Here is a 23,296-nt window from a genome sequence, read left to right as displayed (position 1 = left end):
ACTGACATGCCGCTATCGCGAGCAAGCTCGCTCCCACATTGGGTTGGTGTGAACCGTTATGGCGTATCTGGCTGATTCGCCGGATGCGCCTGGATGAACGCCGGATGCGTCGCCGCCAACACTGCCACTCGACGAATCCGCGGATAAGCCTCAAGAGAAACATTGAAACGCTCGGCCGCGTACAGCTGCGGGATCAGGTAGACGTCCGCCAGCCCCGGCTCGGGGCCGAAGCAGTAACCGTCATCGCCGATCAACTGCTCTACCGTGGCCAGGCCTTGGCCGACCCAGTGACCGATCCACTCCACCACCTGAGGTTCGTCGTGGCCCGACTGGCGCAGCCGGTTGAGCACGCTGACGTTGTGCAGCGGGTGCACATCGCAGCCGATCACTGCCGCCACGCCACGCTCATGTGCGCGGGTGGCGAGGTCCTTGGACAGCAGTGGCACCTGTGGATAACGTTCCTCCAGGTATTCGATGATGGCGGGAGACTGGATCAGCAACTCGCCTTCATCGGTACGCAAGGCCGGCACGCGGCCCTGCGGGTTGATGCCCAGATAAGGCGGCTGTCGATGCTCGCCGCCTTCGGGTGCGATCAGGTTGACTGGCAAGGATTGATAATCAAGGCCCTTGAGCGCCAACGCGATACGCACCCGGTACGACGACGTCGAACGGTAGTAAGTATAGAGTTCCATGCCCCGCTCCTCTCAGCGCGCCGGCAGCACTTTGCCACGGCACTCACCGAAACCGATGGACGCGAAACCGTCGCGACGGCAACGGCCGCGCAGGATGATTTCGTCACCGTCCTCAAGGAACTTGCGCACCTCGCCCGAGGCCAGTTCGATCGGCTTCTTACCGCCTTCGGTGATTTCCAGCAGGCTGCCGAACTGACCGCTCTCCGGCCCCGACAAGGTGCCCGAACCGAACAGGTCACCGGCCTGCAATTGGCAGCCGTTGACGCTGTGGTGCGCGACCATTTGCGCCACGGTCCAGTACATGTGCTGTGTGTTGCTCAGGGTCAGGCGATGGGCCGGCAGGTTCTGCTCGCGCATGGCCTCGGTGAGCAGCAGCACTTCCAGTTCGATGTCGAACCCGCCAGCGGCCTGATCGCGCTTGTCGAGCAGGTACGGCAGCGGCTGCGGATCGCCTTGCGGACGCGCTGGCTGGGCGCGACGGAACGGCTCCAGCGCTTCGGCGGTGACGACCCACGGCGAGATGCTGGTGATGAAGCTTTTCGACAGGAACGGCCCCAGCGGCTGGTATTCCCAGGCCTGGATGTCCCGTGCCGACCAGTCGTTGAGCAGGCAGAAACCGGCGATGTGATCGGCGGCGTCGCCGATGGCAATCGAGTCGCCCATGTCGTTGCCCTGGCCGATCCAGATGCCCAGTTCCAGTTCGTAGTCCAGGCGTGCGCAAGGGCCGAACGTCGGTTCGCTCTGACCGGCCGGCAACGTCTGGCCTTTCGGGCGGCGGACATCGGTACCGGACGGGCGAATGGTCGACGCACGACCGTGGTAGCCGATTGGCACGTACTTGTAGTTCGGCAGCAACGGGTTGTCGGGACGGAACAGTTTGCCAACGTTCTGCGCGTGCTCGATGCCGACGTAGAAGTCGGTGTAATCATTGATTTTTGCCGGCAGGTGCATTTCGCAATCCGCCGCCAGCGGCAGCAGTTTTGCGCCCTGGGCTTCGATCTTGCCGTGCAGGGTGCTGCCCTCGGCGAACAGTTCCAGCAAACGCTCGCGCAACGCGACGCGAGCCTCGCGGCCCAGTTCGAAGAAGGCATTCAACTGACCGCCAAGGGTCGCTTCGACCGCTGTTTTCGCGGCGCCATCGAACAACCCGGCCTCCAGGGCCGCTTGCAGGTCAAAGATATGCTCGCCAATAGCCACGCCACTGCGCGGTGCCGAGCCGTTGAGGCTGAACACGCCCAGCGGCAGGTTTTGCAGAGGGAAATCCGCATGGCCGTTGGCGGATACAACCCAGCTGCGAGTGATGGAAGTCTGCGTCATGGGTTATCTCCGGGTCGGGTCGAAAGTGGCGGGCAGCGTAGCCCAGCAGGCATCGTAAGTGTTTTGCAGTTGCGGGCAATCGAGGGCGAAACGGCTCGGACGCAATACCTGGCTGGTCTCGAACATGAATGCCATGGTGTTGTCTATTTTCGCCGGTTTGAGGTCAGCGTTAACCGCTTTGGTGCAAGTCTCTCCGTCGGGACCATGGGCGCTCATACAGCTGTGCAGCGAAGCACCGCCGGGCACAAAGCCTTCGGCCTTGGCGTCGTATTCGCCCTGGATCAAACCCATGAATTCGTTCATCAGGTTGCGATGGAACCACGGTGGACGGAAGGTTTTCTCGGCCACCATCCAGCGCGGAGGGAAGATCACGAAATCGAGGTTGGCCAGGCCATGGACGCTGGTAGGCGAGGTCAGCACGGTGAAGATCGACGGATCCGGGTGATCGAAACTGACGGTGCCGATGGTGTTGAAACGGCGCAGGTCATATTTGTACGGCACGTTGTTACCGTGCCAGGCAACCACGTTGAGCGGCGAATGATTGAGCTCGCATGCCCACAGCTGGCCGAGGAATTTCTGCACCAGCGTAGTGGGTTGTTGCAGGTTCTCGTAGGCCGCCACCGGGGTCACGAAGTCCCGCGGATTGGCCAGGCCATTGCTGCCAATCGGCCCCAGGTCCGGCAGACGCAACGGCGCGCCATGGTTTTCGGCGACATAACCACGGGCCTGCGGGTCGAGCAGTTCGATGCGGAATTTAAGACCGCGTGGCAGCACGGCAATTTCCAGCGGTTCCAGTTCAAGCACGCCGAGTTCGGTGGCAATGCGCAGGCGCCCCAGTTCAGGCACCAGCAACATCTCGCCGTCGGCGTTGAAGAACGCGCGCTCCATGGAACGGTTCGCGCGGTAGTTGTAGATGCTGATACCGGCCGGTTTTTCCGCGCCCGAGTTGGCGGCCATGCTCACCAGGCCGTCGATGAAGTCGGTCGGCTCGGCGGGAATGTCCAGCGGGTTCCAGCGCAGGCGGTTGGGGGTCACCTCACCCAGCGGGCCGCCGGCCAGTTGCCGGTCCAACTTGACGAATGCCGGGTGATTGGCCGACGGCTGAATGCGGTACATCCACGTCCGCCGCGCCTCGCTGCGCGGCATGGTAAACGCCGTGCCGGAGAACAGCTCGGTGTAGAGACCGTACGGGGCTTTTTGCGGGGAGTTCTGGCCGACAGGCAGTGCACCGGGCAAGGCTTCGCTGCTGAATTCGTTGCCGAAGCCTGACAGGTAGGCCAGCGCTGGCATTGTTGAATCGGGGTTCATGGAGCCTCCTGAACAGGGAGTCGGCAGTGGCCGCTCGCTCTGTTGCAGAGGTCGAGGCACGCCTGGGTTATTTTTATCGTAATTTGATTACGCATAACGTAATTTGATTGGAATTGACCGTCAAGCTATAAAGACGCCCATTCGTAACAGGATCAAACTGCCTCCATGCAAAAGCCCACCAGCGACAGCAACGGTAAACAGAAAGTCCGCTCGGCCGAGGTGGGCACTGACATCCTCAAGGCTCTGGCCGAGTTGTCGCCTTCGACTTCGCTGTCGCGCCTGGCCGAACACGTGCAGATGCCGGCGAGTAAGGTCCACCGCTATTTGCAGGCGCTGATCGCCAGCGGGTTTGCCGAACAGAACGCGGCGACCAACCATTACGGCCTGGGTCGTGAAGCCTTGCGCGTGGGGTTGGCAGCACTCAACAGTATGGACGTGCTGAAAGTCGCCGCCCTGCCCCTGGCCGAGCTGCGCGATGACTTGAACGAAACCTGCTTTCTGGCGGTATGGGGCAATCAGGGCGCGACCGTGGTGCACATCGAACCGGCAGTGCGTGCGGTGACGGTGGTGACACAACTGGGCTCGGTGCTGCCGCTGCTCAGCTCTTCGACGGGACTGGTATTTGGCGCCTACCTGCCGAAACGCGAGACCGAGGATCTGCGCGTGCAGGAGTTGCAGGCCCACGCAGCCCATGTGCTGGCAGACAATCAGGCCTACGCGGCCCAGTGCGAACAAATCCGCGCACGCGGTTTGCACCATGTACATGGTTTGCTGCTGCCAGGGGTGGATGCCTTGTCGGCACCGGTGTTCAACGCGATGGGCAGAGTGGTTGCCGTGCTGACGGTGGTGGGGCCAACATCGTTGTTCCATGCCGATGAAAACGGGCCGGCGGCGCAGCGGCTGTTATCCGCCAGCCGTGCTGTCAGTTGGCGCATGGGTTATGAACCCGCCGCCGCAACCTGATTGCGACAGCTGCGCCAACCAAGAGGGGGTTGGCACAGCTGCTTTTATGAAAACACCAATCAGCTCAAAAATTCCGGAGCGATTTCGATCACCAGGTCACTGATGTCCTTGATCGTAAGCTGCGGATGCAAATCAGATTCCTGGGCACTGTAAGCGATCGTATAAATACCCACTCCTTCGCCGTGATAGTAAGGAATTTCATTCTGTTGAAAACGAGCAAAGACATCTTCGGCCAGGCTTTGGGATTGAAGTATCTTTCGCCCACCCGCTTCCGCAACAAAACGGGTCAAGTACAGGTTATCGATATTGATTTCCGGTAGCTGATACTTCAACGCTGCGTGGACCGCTTCGATGCCGGATACTTTGATCGAGCGTTTTGAAAGGTTGATTGACGGCGCTTCGGTCAACCAACGGACGATTTCAATGACTATGCTTTCAAACGCTATCAGGTCCAGCCCTTCAACCCGATGCTCCGGCTCGAAAGAATACTGCCGATTGAAAACCCCATTGATACCCTGGATATAGTTTGGCAGTGTCTCTTTCTCAACCCACTCCAGTGTCTCATCGAATAACGTCCTGGATTCGCTGACGTCAGTGCCAACAAGATCAACCAGCGTACTCAAATAGGTCTTGAACGGGTTGATCCCGAGTTCTCCCAAGCGCGAAACCAACAGCACTTCGACTGCGAAATCCGCACGAATGCGCTTCAATAGCAAAACCTTATTGTAAGAAAAAAAACTGTCGCTCATACAGACTTCCTGTCTTGAATAGCCGAACATCCTGCTCGGCGAATCGAATCAATGTACTGACAGTACAACAAACTTCTGATCTGTCAGCGCCGGCAACCATACTAATCAACACGATTATTTATGCACGCAACAGTATGTTTTAATTCATGTCCCGACTAAAAACCAACACTTACCAAACTTGCATTATCAACCCCAACTTCTTCGCCATGGCAACTGCCTGTGTGCGTCGTTCCACACCCAACTTGCTGTGAATGCGCCGGGCATGGGTTTTCACCGTATGCAACGAAATGAACAGTTGTTCGGCGATTTGCTGATTGGAGTTGCCTTGGGCAATCAGGTCCAGTACTTCAAGCTCTCGCCCGCTCAGTAAACTGACATCGGAGTCCCTATCGACCACGGGCGCCGTTCCCTGTAGACGACAGATCAGACTCGGCTGGCGCAAATTCAAATCACGCAATGCCTGTTGCCCATGACAACGCTTCACCAACGCCAGGCCAGCCTCCAGTGCGGCATGAGCCATGTCCGGCTCGCCCGTCAGGTCCGCCACTTCGCAGATTGCCAATTGCAACTCCGCTTCCAGCGCCAGCATGGCCTGTTGTTGCGCCTGCTTGAGTAACGCCTTGAGGCGATCCAATGGATTTTGCGCCAATTGAAGTTGAGTCTCGGCCAACACCAACTGGTATTCGATACGCGCAATCAGTTGCAGCGTGGCGGGTGGTGCCTGGCGTGCATGGGCCCCGCGATAATGACGCAAGACTCGGGTCAGCGCTTCCCGGACCAACTCCGGGCGCCCTTGTTGCAGCCAGAAATGACTGCTGATTTGCAGCAGTACGCTGCGATACACCGTGTCGGGGATCTGCCGTTGCTGCATCAACCGTTCGGCTTCGCGCAGACGATCAAACGCATGGGCATAATCGCGCTGGTTGGCGGCCATCTGCGCCTGCCCGAGAAAGCCATACAGCGCGTGCTTGTCCTGGCTTTGCAGGCAGTCCTCCAGGCCGGACTGGAAGAAACCGGCGGCCAGCTCATCTTGTCCCTGACAGAGGGCCAACCGTCCTCGCCGCAGGGCAATTCGCCCCAATAGCGGCGTCGGTCGATCAGCCTCTCGAGACAACAGCGCAACCGTATCAGCCAACAAGCTCTCGGCGCGTCGGGGCGCTCCGCGCATCTCCAGCAACTGTGCGTGATCGAGTTCAAGCAGCCCTTCGAACAATAGCGAGCCTTGGGCGCGCGCCAGGCACAGTGCCTCACGATTGAACGCCTGTGCCACATCGAGTTCGGCGTTGAGCAATGCCTGCTGGGTCAGTCCTGAGAGGCACAACACTCGCGCCGGCCAGGCATCGACGCCCAGCTCGGCCAGCGCATCGAGAAAGTGCGTACGGGCCGCCTCCATACGGCCTTGCAAATGCAGCAGCCAGCCCTGTTGCGCCTGCCAGCGTGCCAGCAGTTGCCGTTGCTGCGCCTGCGTAGGCTGCGGGGCAAATCGTGCCAGTTGCTCAATGCACGCGGCGGCAGGATCGAAACGTCCGGCAAACAACAACGCCGCGCTGACCAGCCCCACCAATTGCGGTGTAACAAGGGTCAGCTCAGCCTGTTGACGCTCGTGGAGTTTCAACAGCAGACAGACATTTTCGCGCCGGAACAAATGTTCGAGGCTGAAGTGCTGCAAAAGACTGACCGCCACTTCGAACTCCTGCGCCAACAGCGCCTGCTCGAACGCACCTTGCCAGTCCTCTTCGGCGCTGAACCATTGGCACGCGCGGCGATGCCAGGATCGCCCGGCCGGGGTCGGCTCCTCCGCCATTGCCCGGGCCAGTGGCTCGCAGATCCGCAACCACTCGACGGAGTCTTCCCAAGGCTCAATGAAGCAGCCCATGTCCTGCAATGCGTGCAGCCACTGCGCTCCCTCACCCGTACCGAAAAGATGCTCGCACAAGCTGGCATTGAAGCGTGGCAGATGAACCAACACCTGCCAGACCTCAACCAACTCCGGCGGCAAGGTGTTGAACAACTCGTGCTGCAGATAATCGAGCAGCGTTGCCGAACGCCCCTGTTCACCCGACCACGGGCAACCATTGAGTAACGCGATCCGCACGCCAGCGCACCAGCCACCGCTACGCTCAACCACCCTCTTGGCGGTCCGGGCCGCCAGGGTTGGGTCGACATGACCGAGCAACTGCCCGACCTCGGCCTCGGTAAACGCCAGCGCCCGGCCTTCGCACTCGTACACCTCATCATCGAGCAGCAGCCGCGGCCAGTTGCAGGATGGTCGACGACGGGAACCCAGCCACCAGGTCAGCACCGGGTTGGCGACGGCCAACAGGCGATCGAGCATCCGGTCGAGTTCCGTGTTGGGTGCGCGGCAGTAATCATCCAGAAACAGCCAGGTCGGCGTCTGTAATCGGGCCAGATGCGCCAGCAGCCCGGGCTCATCCGCCGAGGGCAGATCCAGCGCTTGCGTCAGGCGCAACAGAAAATCGGCAGCACTCAACGACGCCCCCGCCAGCGGCAGCCAACAGACCCGACAGTGCTCCGGCGCCCGCAGCAGGCATTCGCTGAGCAACGCGCTCTTGCCACTGCCGGGCGGTGCGCAAAGCAACTTCACCCTCGCGGTCGACACCAGCATGGGCTCGACCAGCCGCTCGCGGGACAGATGATGGGACGACAGTCGGGGCACAAGGCCAGGGCGGTCCAGACAGTGCGTCATTGCAGTCATTGTGATGCGCCTTTTTTTATAATTCTGGCGCCACCCTAGACCCCTCCCGAGTGCTTGTTGAAGAAGTATTCAACACACTGATCGCCCCCTATAAAAAAGGTGACCGCAAAGTCACCCTTTTGTGTAGGAGCCTGTAGGAAACCTACCTGACCCCCGTGCTACGCAAGGCTGCCGGTGTGTAGTCCCCCGCTTTTGCATCGATGTTGAACTCGAAGCTGCGCTTTTCTTCGTTCTTCATTCCCAGTGCGATGTAGCGACCGGCAATCAGGTCATACAGCGCTTCGACGGTATAGGCCGGCACCTGGTGATCGTAGTAGAACTGGGCATGCCCTTCGGCGACGCGCCAGAGCTGTCCACGCCCGTCGTAGTGGTCGGCCAGCGCCACTTGCCAGCTGTCTTCGTCGATGTACATGTGGCGCTTGGCGTACACGTGCCGTTCGCTCGGCTTGACCGTAGCGACGACTTCCCAGACCCGGTGCAGCTCATAGCGAGTCAGGTCCTGGTTGATGTGCCCGGCCTTGATGACATCGGTGTACTTGAGGTCTGGCGAGTCGAGCTTGTAGCTGTTGTAGGGGATGTACATCTCCTTCTTGCCAATGAGCTTCCAGTCGTAGCGATCCGGCGCGCCGGAAAACATGTCGAAGTTGTCGGTGGTGCGCAGGCCATCGGATGAGGTGCCGACCCCGTCATAGGCGACCTGTGGCGCACGCCGTACCCGACGCTGACCGGCGTTGTAGATCCAGGCCTTGCGCGGTTCCTTGACCTGATCGAGCGTCTCGTGGACCAGCAGCACGTTGCCCGCCAGGCGCGCCGGTGCGGTGACTTCCTGCTTGAAGTAGTTGAGGACGTTATCGTCGCTGCCCGGTTTCAGATCACTGAGCAACGACGGCACGGCGACTTCGTCCTTGAAGCGGATCACTGTGAAATCACCATTGGATTGCGGTGTCGCCTGGGTGATGGTGCGACGCAGATTGCCGCCGTGGTAACGGGTGACGTGGTTCCAGATCACTTCCACGCCATTCTTCGGAATCGGGAACGCGTAATAGCGATTGCCGGTGAAGTTGGCCAGACCGTTACCGTCGTTGATCGGTGTTACGTTCAGCGCACTGCGCTTGGCCGACTCATAGATTTCTGCCGGTAACGCCACGGTACGATGGCTGGGATAGACCGGAATCTTGTAAGTCTCGGGATAGCGTTTGAACATCGCGATCTGGCCGTCGGAAAGCTTGTCCTTGTACTTGTCGACGGTCGCTGCGGTGATCACGAACAACGGCTTTTCGTTGGCGAACGGGTCGGCCAGGAAACCCTTGCTGTCCACCGCGCCAGCGTTTTTCGGGATGCCACCGGTCCAGGCCGGAATCGAACCATCGGCATTGCCGGCCTTCTCGGCACCGAGCGGGGTCAGGCTGGTGCCGAGCTTGTTGGCTTCCTCTGGCGACACCGCGGCCATCACCTTGGCGGCCAGCAGACTCAGAGCCAGAACGGTGCCCAATTGCAGAATCATCTTGCGCATTGAATTCATCCTTTTCAGCCAGATCAGAAGTTCACACCAAAGCTCAACGCCACGAAGTCACGGTCGGTGAGGACGTTGTAGTCCCCGCCGAAAAAGTCGGTGTAGCTGAGGCTCGCGGTATAGGTGTTGCGATAGTCCGCATCGACACCGAGGCTGATGGCCTTGGCGCCTTCGTTGAACAGACCGTTGGGGCCATAGCCGGAGACGTCGTGGGACCAGGAGAGATTGGGTCTGACGTTGATCCCGGCGATGAGGTTGTTGTAGTCGAGGATGGCCCGAGCGCGATACCCCCAAGAAGTCGAGGTCACAAAGCCGTCGGTATCGCCGTGGAAACCATACTGGCCATACACCGAGTCGCGGCCGTAGCGCAGTTTGCTGCGTGCTTCCAAACCACCGACCCGAACCACCGCCGCCTCGCCCACCAACGTCAGGCGATCTGCACCGGCGACCTGATCGATGAAGTGCGTCAGGGTGCTCTGGATCTGCGTCACTTCCTTGCGGCGGTAACCTTTGTTGTCAGCCCCCGGTGACGTGGCGATGGGCGACGCCGCACCGCCTGCGATCGGATTGAGCATGGCCAGAGTCAGGTCATTGGTGTTGACCTGCACCGGGAGGTTGGGGCGGTAGCTGATTTCCCCGCTCCACGCAGTGCCGGTCGATAAGGTGGTGGCGAAGCTGGCGCCGTAGAGGCGGATGTCCTCCGGGTATTCGAGGTAATACTGGCCGCGACCGAGCATCACACTCTGGGCCAGGCCTGAACCGCTGCCGGGGGCGATTCGGTTGGCGGTGGCGACGATTCCCGGAAGGCTTGCCAGCGTACTGAGCCCGGCGGTGGTGGTTCCGACGTTGGGGCTGCGGCTGTGGTAGTTCATGAAGTACAGCCCGTACTCGGTGTCGTCCCCCAGCCAGCGCAACGCCGTACCCCACTGTCCAGAATCCCGGGCATCACGGTCGCCGCCACGGGGAACGATCACGCCCTCTTTGCTGACCTCGAAGCCCTGGCCAAAGGCAGCCGCAATCGGCTGCAAGGGTGCAATGGCCGGGCTGGCGACGGTGTAGCCCTTGTTGCAGCCATCGGCCACCACATCGACACCAAAGAAGGTGCCGCAGTTATCGACGACCGTCTGATCCCATTCCAGTTGATAGAAGCCTTCCACTGTCAACTTCTCCGTCAGGCCCTGGGAGGCGAACAGCATGTTGACCGGGATCAGGCCCTCCTTGATCTCGGCTCCAGGGCGACGGAACGCGGACACATCGACCGGATTGATGCTGTTGATCGAGTTGCCGATGAAGGTGCTCTCACCCCAACTGACCACCTGCTTGCCGGCACGCACCGTGCCCGGCAAATCGGCGAGGGAGTAGTTGTGATAGACGAATGCGTCGAGGATTTGTCCGCCTGAAGACTTGGCGCCTTCTTTGCGATTGTGATCGCTGATGTCCTTGAATGGGCGGCTTTCATCCTTGAGCTCGAAGTCGTACCAGTACTTGCCACGCACAAACGCGCCTGTGTCGCCGTACTTCAGTTCGAGGTCGTGAATCCCCTTGAAGATCTTCGAGAAGGTTTCGCCCTTCTTGAAGTTCAGGCGCCCGTCGTCACCGGTCGAAGACTGACCGGAACCGCCATTGACGGTGCCTACCAGGGCATCATCCGCATCACGCATGCCCCAACTCGCGCCGACCGACAATGAGGAGTCGAACGTCCCCTCGATTTCCCCGATGCTGAACGAAATGGCCTGAGCCTGGGCACAGCAGCCCAATGCGACCGCGGCCGCCAGTGCCTGCGGTGTGAAGATGGCGCGCATTGTTGTTTTTGTCATGCGTCTTCCCCGGTGAGTGACAGAAGGCGTCACCCTACTGCCGGGGCACCGGGATCGATAAGCGCACCAAAGAGGTATTCGTGGTGTACCTCTAAAGGATGACTGGCACAGGGTCATCACCCGGACGTCGAGCAGCCGAATCCTGACTGTTGCCCGGGCTGCAACAGTGCATGTCGGGAATTAGTATTTTTCCTACAGTGCTGAGGGCTTATTCTTACCTGGCTGTCACGGAGCCTGCGCCGTGACTGAAGGATTTCAGATGAATCGAGGATTCGGTTCATCACCCCGTGTTCACTGACGTTGATTTGTAGCTCCTGATCCAACGTCTTACTTTGGCCGCTGCGTTTGCAGCGGCCTTTTTTATGGGACTCATTTTCAGCGTGGGCACGGTCTCCTGTAGGAGCTGGCTTGTCGGGTCGCCGCATCGCAGCGATGGTCGTTAACGATAACGCGTGTGAACCGGATAAACGCGGCGCACTTGAGTCCATCGCCAGCAAGCTGACGCCTACATTTCTTTCAGAACGCACCTACAAGCATAGGTAAACACCTATCGCACTCGGGCCATTAAGTTGACCAGCAAGTCGGCGAACAACCTTGATCTTCGTCCGGCTTCAAAATTACTTATTGCGAGTGCAACCATGAAGCCCATCAACTACAACCACTATCGCTCAGCCAGAAGCTTCAACAGCCGAATACGCTTTCTGGTTCTTCACTACACGGCCGCTGACTTTGCGAGCTCTGTCAGTGCCCTGACCGGCCCGAATGTCAGCGCGCACTATCTGGTTCCGGATATCACTGACCCCAGTTACCTGAAAGCCGGTTATACCGGGCAAGAAGTGTTCAACCTGGTGGGTGAAAGTCATCGCGCGTGGCATGCGGGCGTCAGTCAGTGGGGTAACCGCAGCAATCTGAATGACACGTCTATCGGCATTGAAGTGGTCAACCTGGCGACTGACAACAACGGCGAATTCACCTTCCCGCCGTATCACCCAGAGCAGATTGCCGCGATTGAACAACTGGCGCTGAACATCCTCAAGCGCTACCCGGATATCACGCCGACGCAGGTGTTGGGCCACTCCGATATTTCAATCGGCCGCAAAAGTGACCCGGGGCCAATGTTTCCCTGGCAGGCGCTGTACCTGAAAGGCGTCGGCGCCTGGTTCGATGAAGCCACTCGGAACGAGTATCTGAACCAATACACCACATCGGGCGTTCCAGGCCGAAGCGAATTGCTGGGGCTGTTCAAGTCCTATGGATACGAGGTTTCGGGCGCCTCGACGGAAGGTGGTTTTCAACAGTTGGTGCGGGCATTCCAGATGCATTTTCGCCCGGAAAAATTCGACGGAAAAATGGATGCACAGACAGCCGCCAATCTGAAGGCACTGGTATTCAAATACTTTTCCGGCTGATCGAGGGCAAACGATTTTCCAACCGACAGATGCAGCCACCGGCAAGGTCAGTCAATGTGACCTTGCCGACAAGGTCAGAGCGAATACTTCTGCAAATTCCCCATCATTTCCTTCAGCGCTTCGATGTTGTCCTTCGGATGCGCCGCGCCTTCGAAGTCACAAATCTGCTGCCAGTTCGCCGCCACGTCTTCCGGTGAGAAGCCGGCCCGTGGATCGAACCCGACACCGAGGCTGCGCTCCCAGCGGACCTTGCCCATCCAGCCACCGCCGACCTCGAACAGACCGGAGGTTTCCTGGCAGTTCTCGCTGGCCAGGTACACCACCAGGGGGCTGACCAGTTCCGGCTTGAGCTGTTCGAAGACTTGCGGCGGGATCAGGCCTTCGGTCATGCGCGTGCCGCCGGTGGGGGCGATGGCGTTGACCAGGATGTTGCTCTTGCGGCCTTCGATGGCCAGGGTGCGGGTCAGGCCATAGAGGCCGAGCTTGGCCATGCCGTAGTTGGACTGGCCGAAATTGCCATAGATACCCGAGGTCGACGCGGTGAAAATCACCCGGCCGTAGTTCTGCTCGCGCATGTGCGGCCAGGCGGCACGGGTGACTTTGTAGGCACCTTCGACGTGGACGCGGTAAACCAGGTCCCAGTCGGCGTCTTCCATTTTGTGGAAAGTCTTGTCACGCAGGATCCCGGCGTTGTTGACCACCACGTCGACGCGACCGAAGACGTCCAGGGCGTGCTGGACCAGCTTGTCACCGTCAGTGACCGAATCGTGGTTGGCCTCGGCGATGCCGCCGGCCTCGCGAATCTCCGCTACCACGCGGGCGGCGGCCGAAGCGTTGGCGCCTTCGCCCTGGGTCGAGCCGCCCAGGTCGTTGACCAGAACCCTGGCGCCCTGTTTGGCGAACAGCAGTGCATGCGCCCGTCCCAGGCCGCCACCGGCACCGGTGATGATCACGACTTTATCTTCGAAGCGCACAGACTCATTCATGGGGGGACTCCAGCAGGCCAAGGGACGATGAGTCCGAGTGTCCGGCACGGCGCAGCGGGTCACAATCAACACGGGGGAGGCTGAATGGTGCGCGATAAGGCTGGGGGATGATGATCGCGTCAACAGGTTGCGCAGCCCTTGTGGCGAGGGAGCTTGTCGGATCGCCGCACCTTCCCGCTCGGCTGCGAAGCAGTCCTAAAACCTGTGTCCCGGATTGAATGCCTCAGGGCCGCTTCGCGACCCGACGGGAGCAAGCTCCCTCGCCACAAAAGCCCAGCAGGTTCAATGCTGCGAATCAGGAGCAGGCGACTTTGCGTGGCGGCAAAAGCAGTTGATCGCGAAACGCCAGGTAGTGCCTGAGGACCTCGCAGGGTGCCTCGATTTGCGGGTAGTGACCGATGTCGGGCAACACCACGGTGTCCGCATCCGGAATCAGTTCCCGGTAACGCTCGACCATATGCACACCGGAGATCGGATCGACCCCGCCATCGATCACTCGCAGCGGCACTTCACCGCGCTGCATCGCGCGCACCCAGCGGTTGCGCCAGACACGTCGCTCCGGGATGTAGGCGATCAATTTGTGCATGATTCGTGGCCCGCGATGGCTTTCGACCAGGCTCCAGAAATCATCCATCTGGCTTTCACTGGGCCGGGTTCGCGGACCGAAAATCTGCCGAAAGCTTCTCACCAGGCCATCACGGCTGAAGGCGCGGCCGATCATCCAGCCCAAAGGGCTGAGCAAGAGTTTTTGCATCAATACCGGGCGGTGGGTTTCCGGAAACAAACCGCCGTTGAGAAACACACAACTGGCCAGCTCCACCCGCGACTCGTAATGCCGGGCCAGCAGTTCCTGGGCCACGCTGTCGCCATAGTCGTGGGCGAACAGGTGCACCGGCTGCTCGACATTCAGGTGCTCAAGCAGTGCCTGTTGCAGATCCGCTTGCTCCAGCAGGCTGTATTCGTGATTCGCCGGTTTGGCCGAATCGCCGAAGCCGAGCATGTCGCAAGCGATCACGCGAAAGCGCTGGGTCAATGGCTGCCACAGGTAATGCCAGTCCCAACTGGCGGACGGAAAACCGTGAATCAGCAACAGCGGCTCACCCTGCCCCGCCGTCCAGTAACGGATGCTGTGGCCACGGAACAAGAACGTCTGGCTGCGTTTGCGCCAGACACACAGAGGAATCTCGGCGAGTGCCATTAGAGTTTATAACCCGGGTCAAGTTTATCGAGCTTGCGCAGCAGCGCCGGCCACGCCAGCGCTCCGCCCATTCCTTGAGCACTTCTGGTGACACCCGCGATCATGGCTTTGGCGCCGGCCAGAATCTGCGGTTCGATGGCAATCAGTTCAGCCGCACCGTTTTGCGCCATGACCTGAATGTCACAGGCACGTTGAAAGGTAAACATCATCAGGAACGTATCGGCGATGGTGCTGCCGCAGGTCAGCAGACCGTGGTTATGCAGCATCAGGAAATTGTTTTCACCGAGGTCCGCCTGCAGCCTCACTTTCTCTTCATGGTTGAGCGCCACACCTTCGTAGGCGTGGTAGGCCAGGCTGGAAAGCACGAACAACGATTGTTGGCTGATCGGCAGAACGCCCTGCTTCTGGGCCGAGACCGCCACCCCTGAAGCCGTGTGGGTGTGCAGCACACAAACCACATCGTGACGCACTTCATGCACGGCGCTGTGGATGGTGTAACCCGCCGGATTGATCTCGTAAGGACTGTCCATCAGCTTGTTGCCGGCCTGGTCCACCTTGACCAGGCTTGACGCGGTCATTTCGTGAAACATCAACCCGAACGGATTGATCAGGAAATCTTCGGTGCCGGGCACCTTGGCGGAGATGTGGGTAAAGATCAGGTCATCCCAACCGTGTTGAGCGACCAGGCGATAACAGGCCGCAAGGTCAACGCGAGTCTGCCACTCGGCAGCACTGACCTGGTCTTTGACACTGTGTGGCGATTGGACGGGAGCGACAGTCACGGCAAGGAGCCTCGGTGTTTTTTATTATGGAGTGTTTCCTATGTTTACCGAGTCTAGTCAGCCCTTGAGGTTCGTGTAGTTGCATTGGCAGCCAGCTTGATGTCCCAGCGAGTCAGTCACCCTGCTGCTCTGGATCCATGTCAAACGACCGGCGCCAGCAAGGGGCTGACAGGCCGATTTTGCCGCACTGTCAGAACCCTGACTGGCGTTGATGGCGGGTTATCCGTCACTCGCGCAGTGCGCTGATCAGCTCCGCCAGCCAAGGCTCGGCGTCTGTTTCGGGGGTCACGCTTTCGCTGGCATCCAGGCGCAGCATTGGCAGCACTTCGCGAATGCCCAGTTCACCGAACAATTCACGCATCTGCTCGCCGCCGCCACAAAAAGTATCGCCATAACTCGCATCGCCCAATCCGATCACTGCCCCCGGCAAACCGCGCCAGGCCGCTGGCAATTGGTCACGAATGGTCGAATACAGTGGTTGCAGATTGTCCGGCAGCTCACCCATGCCGGTGGTCGAGGTCACCGCCAGAAAGGCTTCGGGGCCAAACGCCTGGATATCGGCGAGGGCCGCACGCGGGTTGTGCCAGGTTTCGAAACCGGCGGCTTTCAACAGGCTGGCGGCGTGGCGGGCAACTTCTTCGGCCGTGCCGTACACCGAGCCGGAAATGATGGCGACTTTCATCAATCTGATCCTGAATCCGAGTAAAAGACCCGGATATTAACAGCACAGTCGTGATTATTCTCTTAGAATGCAATTGACAATCAATCAGGAAAGGATGCTCCGATGATTAATGCCCAACTGCTGCAAATGGTGATCAACGCCTCCAACGACGGCATCGTGATTGCCGAAAAGGAAGGCGATCAGGACAAAATCCTCATTTACGTCAACCCCGCGTTCGAACGCCTGACGGGTTACTCCAGCGAAGAGATCCTCTATCAGGATTGTCGTTTCCTGCAGTCGGGGGATCGCGACCAGGAAGCCCTGCCGTTGATTCGCAACGCCTTGAACAGTGAAGGATCCTGCCGGGAAATATTGCGAAACTACCGCAAGGACGGCACACCGTTCTGGAATGAGCTGTCCCTTTCAACGGTGAAAAATCCAGCGGACGGGCAAACCTATTTTGTCGGTGTGCAGAAAGACGTCACGGTGCAGGTCAAGGCGCAACAGCGCGTGGCTCAACTGGAGGGGCAGGTCGCTGAACTCCAGGCCGAGCTTGCTGCGCTCAAGGCGACGAACGGCGCAAACGAAATTCAGAATTAATGGTCAGTAACTACAATCACCAATGACTTTGTAATTATATCTTTCGAGCTGGCCATGCAACGTGACGCACTCCTGACCCAGGATGAGCTGGATTTCATCCAGACCATGCAACACAACCCGCAACTCAATGTGCGGGATGCGACGTCGAGCCTGCTCGTCAACGGTGGATCGCAAATCCGTGACCTGCTCACCCGCCTGGCGGCCCATGAACAGGTCACCATTCAAGCCAGCTTCGAAAACCAGCAAATGACCTTCCCCCTGCACCTGGTGGAAGACGAGTTCCATGCGCTGCATTTGCGTCTCGGCGTGCCGAGCATCTATGAAGACGGGCCAATGGTCCGGCCCTGGCGTCTGGTACTGGACGAGCCGGTAGCGCTGGAAAACGCCCAGGGTCAACCCGGCACCCTGTGGGTACACGAAGTGTCGTGCAAAGGGGTTTTGCTGGAGGTTCGCAACAAGACCAAGCCACCGAAGCATTTCGCCTTGTGGTTCAGCCCCTCAGGCTATGAGCGGATTGCCTTGCGCGGCACCTTCGAGAAAGAAAACGAACAGGGCTTCTACGCCTATCAACTGAACCAGAGCGATACGGACGAAACCGAGCGTCTGCGCCAGTTCATCCTGCAACAGCATCGTTTGACCCATCCAACGCTGCATCTCTGAACTTCAAGTATCCAGATTTCCCGCCAGGAACTGCTTCAGACGCTGGCTCATGACCGTCCCTTCATTGCCCAGGCAACCGATCGATGACCCGGCCAGGCTTTCCTGGGCCAGGTCGGAAGCATCACCGGCCAACAACAATCGACACTCCAGGCCCATGGCCAGGCGATTCAAGCGCCGCGGCAACTCGGCATTCGGCACCTGATTGGAAAACAGCACCAGTGCCATGGGCTTGATCCTTTCACACATCAGCGCCAGTTCCTCGAATGGCTGGCCTATGTTCAATACGCGAATGGCCGATGGCCCGGAACTCAGGAACAGGGCGGCAACCAACAGCTCCAGCTCCCGGCAGTGACCATCCAGGGCACAGATGACCACGCGGCGCGGCAGTTTCTCGCGCGTCAACAGCAAGCGCTGCACTACCCGGGAACGCAGAAAACCATCCAGGAACAGCCACTCGCTGGTTACGCCGAACTGGTCCTGGCGTTGCAACAACTGCTTCCAGACGGGGATCAGAATGTCCTGAAACACCACCGAAAGGGCATAACTGGAAAAGATTTGCCCGTAAAGCTGCTCCAGCCGAAGGTCGTCAAACCCGTTGACCGCCGCAAGAACCTGCTGCTGCCACTGCGCGTAATCGGCTTCCACGAGGCTGTTGGGGATAATGTGCGACAACGCCTGGAGCGGCTCGCTCCTGGCCAGGATCTTGCCGATCCTGCTGACCGCGACACCGCGTTCGATCCAGCCGAGGATGCTACGGACACGCTCAATATCGGACATCGAATACAGTCGATGCCCGCTATCGGTGCGTGTTGGAACAATCAGGCCATAACGTCGCTCCCAGGCGCGAAGCGTGACCGGGTTGACGCCTGTCAGGCGCGCCACCTCGCGAATGGGGAAGAGCTCTTCCTGTTCGAGAGCGACGACCTGCGTGGATCCTGAAGCGACATCTGTATGTATCGGCATCCTGTTGAAACATCCCTGTATCGTCCGAGCGTTATTCTAACGCCCCCGCCCCGTAAAGTTTCCGTAAAAAATCGAAACTGCGGATGAGCGGATAAACGTCACAGACGCCACGGGCAGAATCAGGAATAATCCTTGCTTGTTTCAAGTCGCAGCCCACCACCCCGGCGCTGCGCCTGGCGAAGCGCCTATCCGGAGCGACGCAAATGCCTTATGGAGATACACAATGTCTACCCCACCCGTCACGCTGATGGTTGCGCGCCGCGTTGCCAATGGACGTTATCAGGACCTGATCGCCTGGCTGCGCGAAGGCGAACAATTGGCCACCGACTTTCCCGGCTACCTCGGCTCCGGTGTGCTCGCTCCGCCGCCCGAGGACGACGAATTCCAGATCATTTTCCGCTTCGCCGACGAGCAGACCCTGCACGTCTGGGAACATTCCGTCTCTCGCAGCGCCTGGCTCGGACGCGGCAGCGACCTGTTCGCCCACCCGACAGAACACCGGGTCAGCGGTATCGAAGGCTGGTTTGGCGTCGCCGGCCAACGCCCGCCGCGCTGGAAACAGGCCGTGGCGATCTGGCTGGCGTTCTTTCCGGTCTCGCTGCTGTTCAACTTTGTGCTGGGGCCGTTGCTGGGCGAGATGACACTACTGCCCCGCGTGCTCGTCAGCACCCTGTGCCTGACGCCGCTGATGGTGTATTTCTTCATTCCTTTGTCGACTCGACTGCTTGCTACCTGGCTGAACAACACGCCGGCACGCGCGTTGCCCACCGAGTCAGCCCCTCAAAATCACTAAAAGGTCGCAAGCTCCTACAAAAGCGGGACGCTAACGCGCCCTTGTAGGAGCTGCCGCAGGCTGCGATCTTTTCAGGGCATAGCACGGCTCGTCGCTGGTATAGTTTTGCTCTCACCGCGACGCGAGCCGTTCATGACTTCTTCCGCAGCCCCTATCCTGATTACCGGCGCCGGCCAGCGTGTCGGCCTGCACTGCGCCCGGCGATTGCTGGAAGACGGCCATCGCGTGATTTTCAGCTACCGCAGCGAGCGGCCCGGCGTACAAGCCCTGCGCGACCTGGGGGCCACCGCCGTGTTCGCGGACTTCGCCAGCGAGGCCGGGATCCTCGCCTTCATCAGTGAACTGAAAACCCACACCGACTGTTTGCGGGCGATTGTCCACAACGCCTCCGAATGGCTGGCCGAAACACCGGACACTGACGCCGCCGCATTCACCCGCATGTTCAGCGTGCACATGCTGGCGCCCTACCTGATCAACCTGCATTGCGCCGACCTGCTGCAACGCTCAAGCCCCGCAGACATCGTGCACATCAGCGATGACGTGACCCGCAAGGGCAGCAGCAAGCACATTGGCTATTGCGCCAGCAAAGCCGGACTCGACAGCCTGACCCTGTCCTTCGCCGCCAGGTACGCACCGGACATCAAGGTCAACGGGATTGCGCCGGCCCTGCTACTGTTCAACCCTGAAGACGACCCGGCCTACCGCGCCAAGGCACTGGCCAAGTCCGCGCTGGGCATCGAACCCGGCTGCGAAGTGATCTACCAGAGCCTGCGTTATCTGCTCGACAACCCTTATGTCACCGGCACCACCCTGACCGTCAACGGCGGAAGGCACATCAAATAAGTGTCCCGCGAGGATTTTCCATGACGTTATCCCTGCCCCAGAATTATCGAGAGATCCTCATCGGCCTCGGTGAGAATCCAGACCGCGAAGGCCTGCTCGACACCCCGGTGCGCGCAGCCAAAGCCATGCAGTACCTTTGCCATGGTTACGAACAAAGTGTCGAAGAGATCGTCAATGGCGCGCTGTTCGCTTCCGACAACGATGAAATGGTGATCGTCGACAACATCGAGCTGTATTCGCTTTGCGAACACCACATGCTGCCCTTCATCGGCAAGGCGCATGTGGCTTATATTCCAACCGGCAAGGTGCTGGGGCTGTCGAAGATTGCGCGGCTGGTGGACATGTTCGCCCGGCGCCTGCAAATCCAGGAAAACCTCACCCGGCAAATCGCCGATGCCGTGCAACAGGTGACCGGTGCGGCAGGCGTCGCAGTGGTCATCGAAGCGCAGCACATGTGCATGATGATGCGCGGCGTCGAGAAACAGAATTCGACCATGAACACCTCCGTGATGCTCGGCGCCTTCCGCGAGTCGAGCAACACCCGCCAGGAGTTCCTGCAATTGATTGGACGGAGCAAGTAGCAATGCCACAACTTCAGCCAGGCATGGCACGTATCCGGGTCAAAGACCTGTGCCTGCGTACCTTTATCGGCATCAATGAGGATGAAATCCTCAACAAGCAAGATGTGCTGATCAACCTCACCATTCTGTACGCGGCCCAGGAAGCGGTACGTGACAACGACATCGATCACGCGCTGAACTACCGCACGATCACCAAGGCGATCATCGCCCACGTGGAAGGCAACCGCTTTGCGCTGCTCGAACGCCTGACCCAGGAAATTCTCGACCTGGTGATGGCCAACGCATCGGTGCTCTACGCCGAAGTCGAGGTCGACAAGCCCCACGCGCTGCGATTCGCCGAGTCGGTGTCGATAACACTCGCAGCAAGCCGCTGAGCTTCAAGATTCAAGCTTCAAGCGGTAAGCTAGAAGCCACCGCAATCCAATTCTTGCAGCTTGAAGCTTGTCGCTCAAAGCTGTCTCGCAGAGACCCCCATGACCGATCAACAACGCCTGGAACTCGAAGCCGCCGCCTTTCGTCGGCTGGTGGCCCACCTGGACAGCCGCAAGGATGTGCAGAACATCGACCTGATGAACCTCTCGGGCTTCTGCCGCAACTGCCTGTCCAAGTGGTACAAGGCGGCGGCCGACGAGCGCCAGATCGACGTCAGCCTCGACGAAGCCCGCGAAGTGGTTTACGGCATGCCGTACGCCGAATGGAAAGCCCAATATCAGCAAGAAGCCAGCGCCGAACAACAGGCGGCGTTCGCCAAAGGAAAACCCAATGAGTGATTTGAACACCCTGCGCGCCAGCCTCAACAGCGGCGAACACGCCTTCGCCGATACCCTGGCGTTCATTGCTGGCGGTTACGACTACCAGCCCCAGGCCTTCATCAATGGCGGCGTGGAAAACGCGGTCGGGCAGAACGAAGGCTCATGCAAGACCCTGGGTCTGGCGCTGCTCGAAGGCTTGAGCGATGAGGAAGCCCTGCTGGCGTTCGGCGAGCATTACCGCTCGGTGCTGGCAACGCCAGAAGGCAGCGACCACGGCAACATCCGTGCGCTGATTGCCCACGGCCTGGCGGGTGTGAAGTTCGCCCAACAGCCGCTGACACGCCGCTGATTTGATTTGTAGGAGCGAGCCCGCTCGCGATGGACTGAAGAACGCCACGGGGTGTCAGGCTCCCAGCGTCATCGTTCACCACCATCGCGAGCAAGCTCGCTCCTACAGGTTTTGCGTTCATGGCGCGGAATTGATCACAAGCACAACCCGACTTTTAAGATTGACCCGGCAACTTTATTTCGTTTGCCCCGCAGCACCGCTCACGGCTTAGATAAAAAGAAGTCCTCCTTCTTCCGAGCCGGTCATTCATGCGCAGCGAAACCATCAGCCAGTCGATCAACATCGTTCACCCTGTCACGCTCAGCCACGGCAAGAATGCCGAGGTCTGGGACACCGATGGCAAACGCTACATCGACTTTGTCGGCGGCATCGGCGTGTTGAACCTCGGCCATTGCCATCCGCGCATCGTCGAGGCCATTCGCGAACAAGCCACCCGACTGACCCACTATGCGTTCAACGCGGCGCCCCATGTGCCTTACCTTGAACTGATGGATCGCCTCAGTGCGTTCATGCCGGTGGGTTACCCGGTCAGCGGCATGCTCACCAACAGCGGCGCGGAAGCGGCGGAAAACGCCTTGAAGATCGTCCGTGGCGCCACAGGTCGCAGTGCGGTCGTCGCCTTCGACGGGGCTTTCCACGGCCGCACACTGGCCACCCTCAACCTCAATGGCAAAGTGGCGCCCTACAAACAGAAGATCGGCGTGCTGCCGGGGCCGGTGTATCACCTGCCCTTTCCCGGTCCGGACAATGGCGTGACCTGCGCCGAAGCCCTCAAAGCCATGGAGCGCCTGTTCAGCGTCGAGATCGATGTCGAAGACGTCGCCTGCTTTATCGTTGAACCGGTGCAGGGCGAAGCGGGATTCCTGACCATGGACGTCGAGTTCGCCCAGGCCCTGCGCAAGTTCTGCGACGACAAGGGCATTGTGCTGATCGCCGATGAAATCCAGTCCGGTTTCGGCCGCACCGGCCAGCGCTTCGCGTTCTCACGGCTGGGCATCGAGCCGGATCTGATCCTGCTCGGCAAAAGTATCGCCGGCGGCGTGCCGCTGGGGGCGGTGGTCGGGCGCAAATCGCTGCTGGATAACCTGCCCAAGGGCGGACTGGGTGGCACTTACTCGGGCAATCCCATCGCCTGCGCCGCCGCGCTGGCGACGCTGGATGAAATGACCGATGCCAACCTGCACGCCTGGGGCACACAACAGGAAGAAGCGATTGTCGGCCGCTATGAGACCTGGCGCTTGAACAACCTGACGCCGTATCTGGGCCGTCTGACCGGCGTCGGTGCGATGCGCGGCATCGAGCTGATCAACGCCGATGGCTCGCCCGCACCGGCACAATTGACCCAACTGCTGGCGCTGGCCCGGGACGCGGGTCTGCTGCTGATGCCCAGTGGCAAATCGCGGCACATCATTCGCTTGCTGGCGCCGTTGACCATCGAGGCTGCGGTGCTGGAAGAAGGGCTGGATATTCTTGAAGCCTGCCTTGCAAAACTGACTCAAGCATAAAGCCCCTGTAGGAGCTGCCGAAGGCTGCGATCTTTTGATTTTGATTTTTACAAACAAGATCAAAAGATCGCAGCCTTCGGCAGCTCCTACAGAGTTGAGTGCATTGTTCTTCACCATAAAAAACCGGCCGAAGCCGGTT

23 protein-coding genes are annotated in these 23,296 nt (G+C 59.6%); 11 read left to right on the top strand and 12 right to left on the bottom strand.

All coding sequences use genetic code 11. From position 1 onward, the window contains the following. Window positions 1–56: 56 nt before the first annotated feature. Genes maiA through hmgA form a run of 3 tightly spaced genes read right to left on the bottom strand, consistent with a single transcriptional unit; the run spans window position 57 to window position 3,317 of the window. Window positions 57–692: a maleylacetoacetate isomerase gene (maiA, locus tag CD175_RS26070; RefSeq protein WP_104450982.1), complete on the bottom strand. Its 636-nt coding sequence runs from the start codon at window positions 690–692 to the stop codon at window positions 57–59. 12 nt (window positions 693–704) lie between these two features. Next, window positions 705–2,009: a fumarylacetoacetase gene (fahA, locus tag CD175_RS26065; RefSeq protein WP_104450981.1), complete on the bottom strand. Its 1,305-nt coding sequence runs from the start codon at window positions 2,007–2,009 to the stop codon at window positions 705–707. Between the two features lie 3 nt (window positions 2,010–2,012). Continuing rightward, entirely contained in the window at window positions 2,013–3,317 is a 1,305-nt protein-coding gene (hmgA, locus tag CD175_RS26060; RefSeq protein WP_104450980.1) for a homogentisate 1,2-dioxygenase, read from the bottom strand. Window positions 3,318–3,482: 165 nt separating this feature from the next. Between hmgA and CD175_RS26055 the strand changes: the two genes are divergently transcribed. Further along, a complete protein-coding gene (locus CD175_RS26055) occupies window positions 3,483–4,280 on the top strand; it encodes an IclR family transcriptional regulator (RefSeq protein WP_104450979.1) in 798 nt (265 codons plus the stop codon). Between the two features lie 59 nt (window positions 4,281–4,339). On the opposite strand, the gene CD175_RS26050 is transcribed toward CD175_RS26055, so the two are convergent. The 4 genes from CD175_RS26050 to CD175_RS26035 form a co-directional block, all read right to left on the bottom strand. Beyond that, window positions 4,340–5,029, bottom strand: a complete 690-nt coding sequence (locus CD175_RS26050; RefSeq protein ID WP_104450978.1) for a hypothetical protein — start codon at window positions 5,027–5,029, stop codon at window positions 4,340–4,342. Between the two features lie 169 nt (window positions 5,030–5,198). Then, window positions 5,199–7,745 (bottom strand): helix-turn-helix transcriptional regulator, encoded by a 2,547-nt coding sequence (locus tag CD175_RS26045; RefSeq protein WP_104450977.1) that lies wholly within the window; start codon window positions 7,743–7,745, stop codon window positions 5,199–5,201. Between the two features lie 142 nt (window positions 7,746–7,887). Next, window positions 7,888–9,258 (bottom strand): DUF1329 domain-containing protein, encoded by a 1,371-nt coding sequence (locus CD175_RS26040; RefSeq protein WP_104450976.1) that lies wholly within the window; start codon window positions 9,256–9,258, stop codon window positions 7,888–7,890. A gap of 23 nt (window positions 9,259–9,281) precedes the next feature. After that, a complete protein-coding gene (locus tag CD175_RS26035) occupies window positions 9,282–11,075 on the bottom strand; it encodes a DUF1302 domain-containing protein (RefSeq protein ID WP_104450975.1) in 1,794 nt (597 codons plus the stop codon). 638 nt (window positions 11,076–11,713) lie between these two features. Here CD175_RS26035 and CD175_RS26030 point away from each other — a divergent pair. Next, on the top strand, window positions 11,714–12,484 hold the full coding sequence (locus CD175_RS26030) for an N-acetylmuramoyl-L-alanine amidase (RefSeq protein WP_104450974.1): 771 nt from the start codon (window positions 11,714–11,716) through the stop codon (window positions 12,482–12,484). 74 nt (window positions 12,485–12,558) lie between these two features. Here CD175_RS26030 and CD175_RS26025 read toward each other — a convergent pair whose 3' ends face one another. The 4 genes from CD175_RS26025 to CD175_RS26010 form a co-directional block, all read right to left on the bottom strand. Continuing rightward, window positions 12,559–13,470, bottom strand: coding sequence for an SDR family oxidoreductase (locus tag CD175_RS26025; protein WP_104450973.1), 912 nt, complete (start codon window positions 13,468–13,470; stop codon window positions 12,559–12,561). A 295-nt stretch (window positions 13,471–13,765) separates the two neighbouring features. After that, on the bottom strand, window positions 13,766–14,668 hold the full coding sequence (locus tag CD175_RS26020) for an alpha/beta fold hydrolase (protein ID WP_104450972.1): 903 nt from the start codon (window positions 14,666–14,668) through the stop codon (window positions 13,766–13,768). After that, window positions 14,668–15,450 (bottom strand): class II aldolase/adducin family protein, encoded by a 783-nt coding sequence (locus CD175_RS26015; RefSeq protein WP_102701466.1) that lies wholly within the window; start codon window positions 15,448–15,450, stop codon window positions 14,668–14,670. Before CD175_RS26015 ends, CD175_RS26020 begins: the two co-directional genes overlap by 1 nt. 226 nt (window positions 15,451–15,676) lie before the next feature. After that, window positions 15,677–16,132: a flavodoxin gene (locus tag CD175_RS26010; RefSeq protein ID WP_104450971.1), complete on the bottom strand. Its 456-nt coding sequence runs from the start codon at window positions 16,130–16,132 to the stop codon at window positions 15,677–15,679. A 102-nt stretch (window positions 16,133–16,234) separates the two neighbouring features. Between CD175_RS26010 and CD175_RS26005 the strand changes: the two genes are divergently transcribed. Beyond that, window positions 16,235–16,711 (top strand): PAS domain S-box protein, encoded by a 477-nt coding sequence (locus CD175_RS26005; protein WP_104450970.1) that lies wholly within the window; start codon window positions 16,235–16,237, stop codon window positions 16,709–16,711. Window positions 16,712–16,765: 54 nt separating this feature from the next. Next, window positions 16,766–17,371 carry a hypothetical protein gene (locus tag CD175_RS26000; RefSeq protein WP_104450969.1) on the top strand — a complete coding sequence of 202 codons (606 nt, stop codon included), beginning with the start codon at window positions 16,766–16,768 and terminating at the stop codon, window positions 17,369–17,371. Between the two features lie 3 nt (window positions 17,372–17,374). Here the strand turns inward: CD175_RS26000 and CD175_RS25995 are convergent, their stop codons facing one another. Then, entirely contained in the window at window positions 17,375–18,334 is a 960-nt protein-coding gene (locus CD175_RS25995; RefSeq protein WP_104450968.1) for a MerR family transcriptional regulator, read from the bottom strand. A 223-nt stretch (window positions 18,335–18,557) separates the two neighbouring features. Between CD175_RS25995 and CD175_RS25990 the strand changes: the two genes are divergently transcribed. The 7 genes from CD175_RS25990 (at window position 18,558) to CD175_RS25960 (ending at window position 23,157) form a co-directional block, all read left to right on the top strand. Continuing rightward, on the top strand, window positions 18,558–19,127 hold the full coding sequence (locus CD175_RS25990) for a putative antibiotic biosynthesis monooxygenase (protein ID WP_104450967.1): 570 nt from the start codon (window positions 18,558–18,560) through the stop codon (window positions 19,125–19,127). A gap of 132 nt (window positions 19,128–19,259) precedes the next feature. Next, window positions 19,260–19,970 carry a dihydromonapterin reductase gene (folM, locus tag CD175_RS25985; protein ID WP_104450966.1) on the top strand — a complete coding sequence of 237 codons (711 nt, stop codon included), beginning with the start codon at window positions 19,260–19,262 and terminating at the stop codon, window positions 19,968–19,970. A 20-nt stretch (window positions 19,971–19,990) separates the two neighbouring features. Further along, a complete protein-coding gene (folE, locus tag CD175_RS25980) occupies window positions 19,991–20,551 on the top strand; it encodes a GTP cyclohydrolase I FolE (protein WP_102701473.1) in 561 nt (186 codons plus the stop codon). Window positions 20,552–20,553: 2 nt separating this feature from the next. Continuing rightward, entirely contained in the window at window positions 20,554–20,925 is a 372-nt protein-coding gene (gene folX / locus CD175_RS25975; protein WP_007970304.1) for a dihydroneopterin triphosphate 2'-epimerase, read from the top strand. Window positions 20,926–21,024: 99 nt separating this feature from the next. Then, on the top strand, window positions 21,025–21,321 hold the full coding sequence (locus tag CD175_RS25970) for a DUF1244 domain-containing protein (protein ID WP_007970303.1): 297 nt from the start codon (window positions 21,025–21,027) through the stop codon (window positions 21,319–21,321). Then, window positions 21,314–21,652 carry a HopJ type III effector protein gene (locus CD175_RS25965; protein WP_104450965.1) on the top strand — a complete coding sequence of 113 codons (339 nt, stop codon included), beginning with the start codon at window positions 21,314–21,316 and terminating at the stop codon, window positions 21,650–21,652. Before CD175_RS25970 ends, CD175_RS25965 begins: the two co-directional genes overlap by 8 nt. Window positions 21,653–21,900: 248 nt before the next feature. Beyond that, on the top strand, window positions 21,901–23,157 hold the full coding sequence (locus CD175_RS25960) for a 2-aminoadipate transaminase (protein ID WP_104450964.1): 1,257 nt from the start codon (window positions 21,901–21,903) through the stop codon (window positions 23,155–23,157). The last annotated feature ends 139 nt before the right edge of the window (window positions 23,158–23,296 follow it).

This window comes from Pseudomonas laurylsulfatiphila, from assembly GCF_002934665.1.
GTDB lineage: Bacteria > Pseudomonadota > Gammaproteobacteria > Pseudomonadales > Pseudomonadaceae > Aquipseudomonas > Aquipseudomonas laurylsulfatiphila.
This window is presented reverse-complemented; position numbering and strand designations above follow the sequence as displayed.

Bases quoted from the DNA above. Each gene is read 5' to 3' on its own strand.
- CD175_RS26045 (WP_104450977.1), bottom strand. From the start codon at position 7,745: ATGACTGCAATGACGCACTGTCTGGACCGCCCTGGCCTTGTGCCCCGA.
- CD175_RS26035 (WP_104450975.1), bottom strand. From the start codon at position 11,075: ATGACAAAAACAACAATGCGCGCCATCTTCACACCGCAGGCACTGGCG.
- CD175_RS25990 (WP_104450967.1), top strand. From the start codon at position 18,558: ATGTCTACCCCACCCGTCACGCTGATGGTTGCGCGCCGCGTTGCCAAT.
- CD175_RS26050 (WP_104450978.1), bottom strand. From the start codon at position 5,029: ATGAGCGACAGTTTTTTTTCTTACAATAAGGTTTTGCTATTGAAGCGC.
- CD175_RS26020 (WP_104450972.1), bottom strand. From the start codon at position 14,668: ATGGCACTCGCCGAGATTCCTCTGTGTGTCTGGCGCAAACGCAGCCAG.
- CD175_RS25965 (WP_104450965.1), top strand. From the start codon at position 21,314: ATGAGTGATTTGAACACCCTGCGCGCCAGCCTCAACAGCGGCGAACAC.
- CD175_RS25995 (WP_104450968.1), bottom strand. From the start codon at position 18,334: ATGCCGATACATACAGATGTCGCTTCAGGATCCACGCAGGTCGTCGCT.
- CD175_RS26025 (WP_104450973.1), bottom strand. From the start codon at position 13,470: ATGAATGAGTCTGTGCGCTTCGAAGATAAAGTCGTGATCATCACCGGT.
- CD175_RS25960 (WP_104450964.1), top strand. From the start codon at position 21,901: ATGCGCAGCGAAACCATCAGCCAGTCGATCAACATCGTTCACCCTGTC.
- maiA (WP_104450982.1), bottom strand. From the start codon at position 692: ATGGAACTCTATACTTACTACCGTTCGACGTCGTCGTACCGGGTGCGT.
- CD175_RS26010 (WP_104450971.1), bottom strand. From the start codon at position 16,132: ATGAAAGTCGCCATCATTTCCGGCTCGGTGTACGGCACGGCCGAAGAA.
- hmgA (WP_104450980.1), bottom strand. From the start codon at position 3,317: ATGAACCCCGATTCAACAATGCCAGCGCTGGCCTACCTGTCAGGCTTC.
- CD175_RS25970 (WP_007970303.1), top strand. From the start codon at position 21,025: ATGACCGATCAACAACGCCTGGAACTCGAAGCCGCCGCCTTTCGTCGG.
- CD175_RS26005 (WP_104450970.1), top strand. From the start codon at position 16,235: ATGATTAATGCCCAACTGCTGCAAATGGTGATCAACGCCTCCAACGAC.
- CD175_RS26040 (WP_104450976.1), bottom strand. From the start codon at position 9,258: ATGCGCAAGATGATTCTGCAATTGGGCACCGTTCTGGCTCTGAGTCTG.
- CD175_RS26055 (WP_104450979.1), top strand. From the start codon at position 3,483: ATGCAAAAGCCCACCAGCGACAGCAACGGTAAACAGAAAGTCCGCTCG.
- CD175_RS26000 (WP_104450969.1), top strand. From the start codon at position 16,766: ATGCAACGTGACGCACTCCTGACCCAGGATGAGCTGGATTTCATCCAG.
- fahA (WP_104450981.1), bottom strand. From the start codon at position 2,009: ATGACGCAGACTTCCATCACTCGCAGCTGGGTTGTATCCGCCAACGGC.
- folX (WP_007970304.1), top strand. From the start codon at position 20,554: ATGCCACAACTTCAGCCAGGCATGGCACGTATCCGGGTCAAAGACCTG.
- folM (WP_104450966.1), top strand. From the start codon at position 19,260: ATGACTTCTTCCGCAGCCCCTATCCTGATTACCGGCGCCGGCCAGCGT.
- folE (WP_102701473.1), top strand. From the start codon at position 19,991: ATGACGTTATCCCTGCCCCAGAATTATCGAGAGATCCTCATCGGCCTC.
- CD175_RS26030 (WP_104450974.1), top strand. From the start codon at position 11,714: ATGAAGCCCATCAACTACAACCACTATCGCTCAGCCAGAAGCTTCAAC.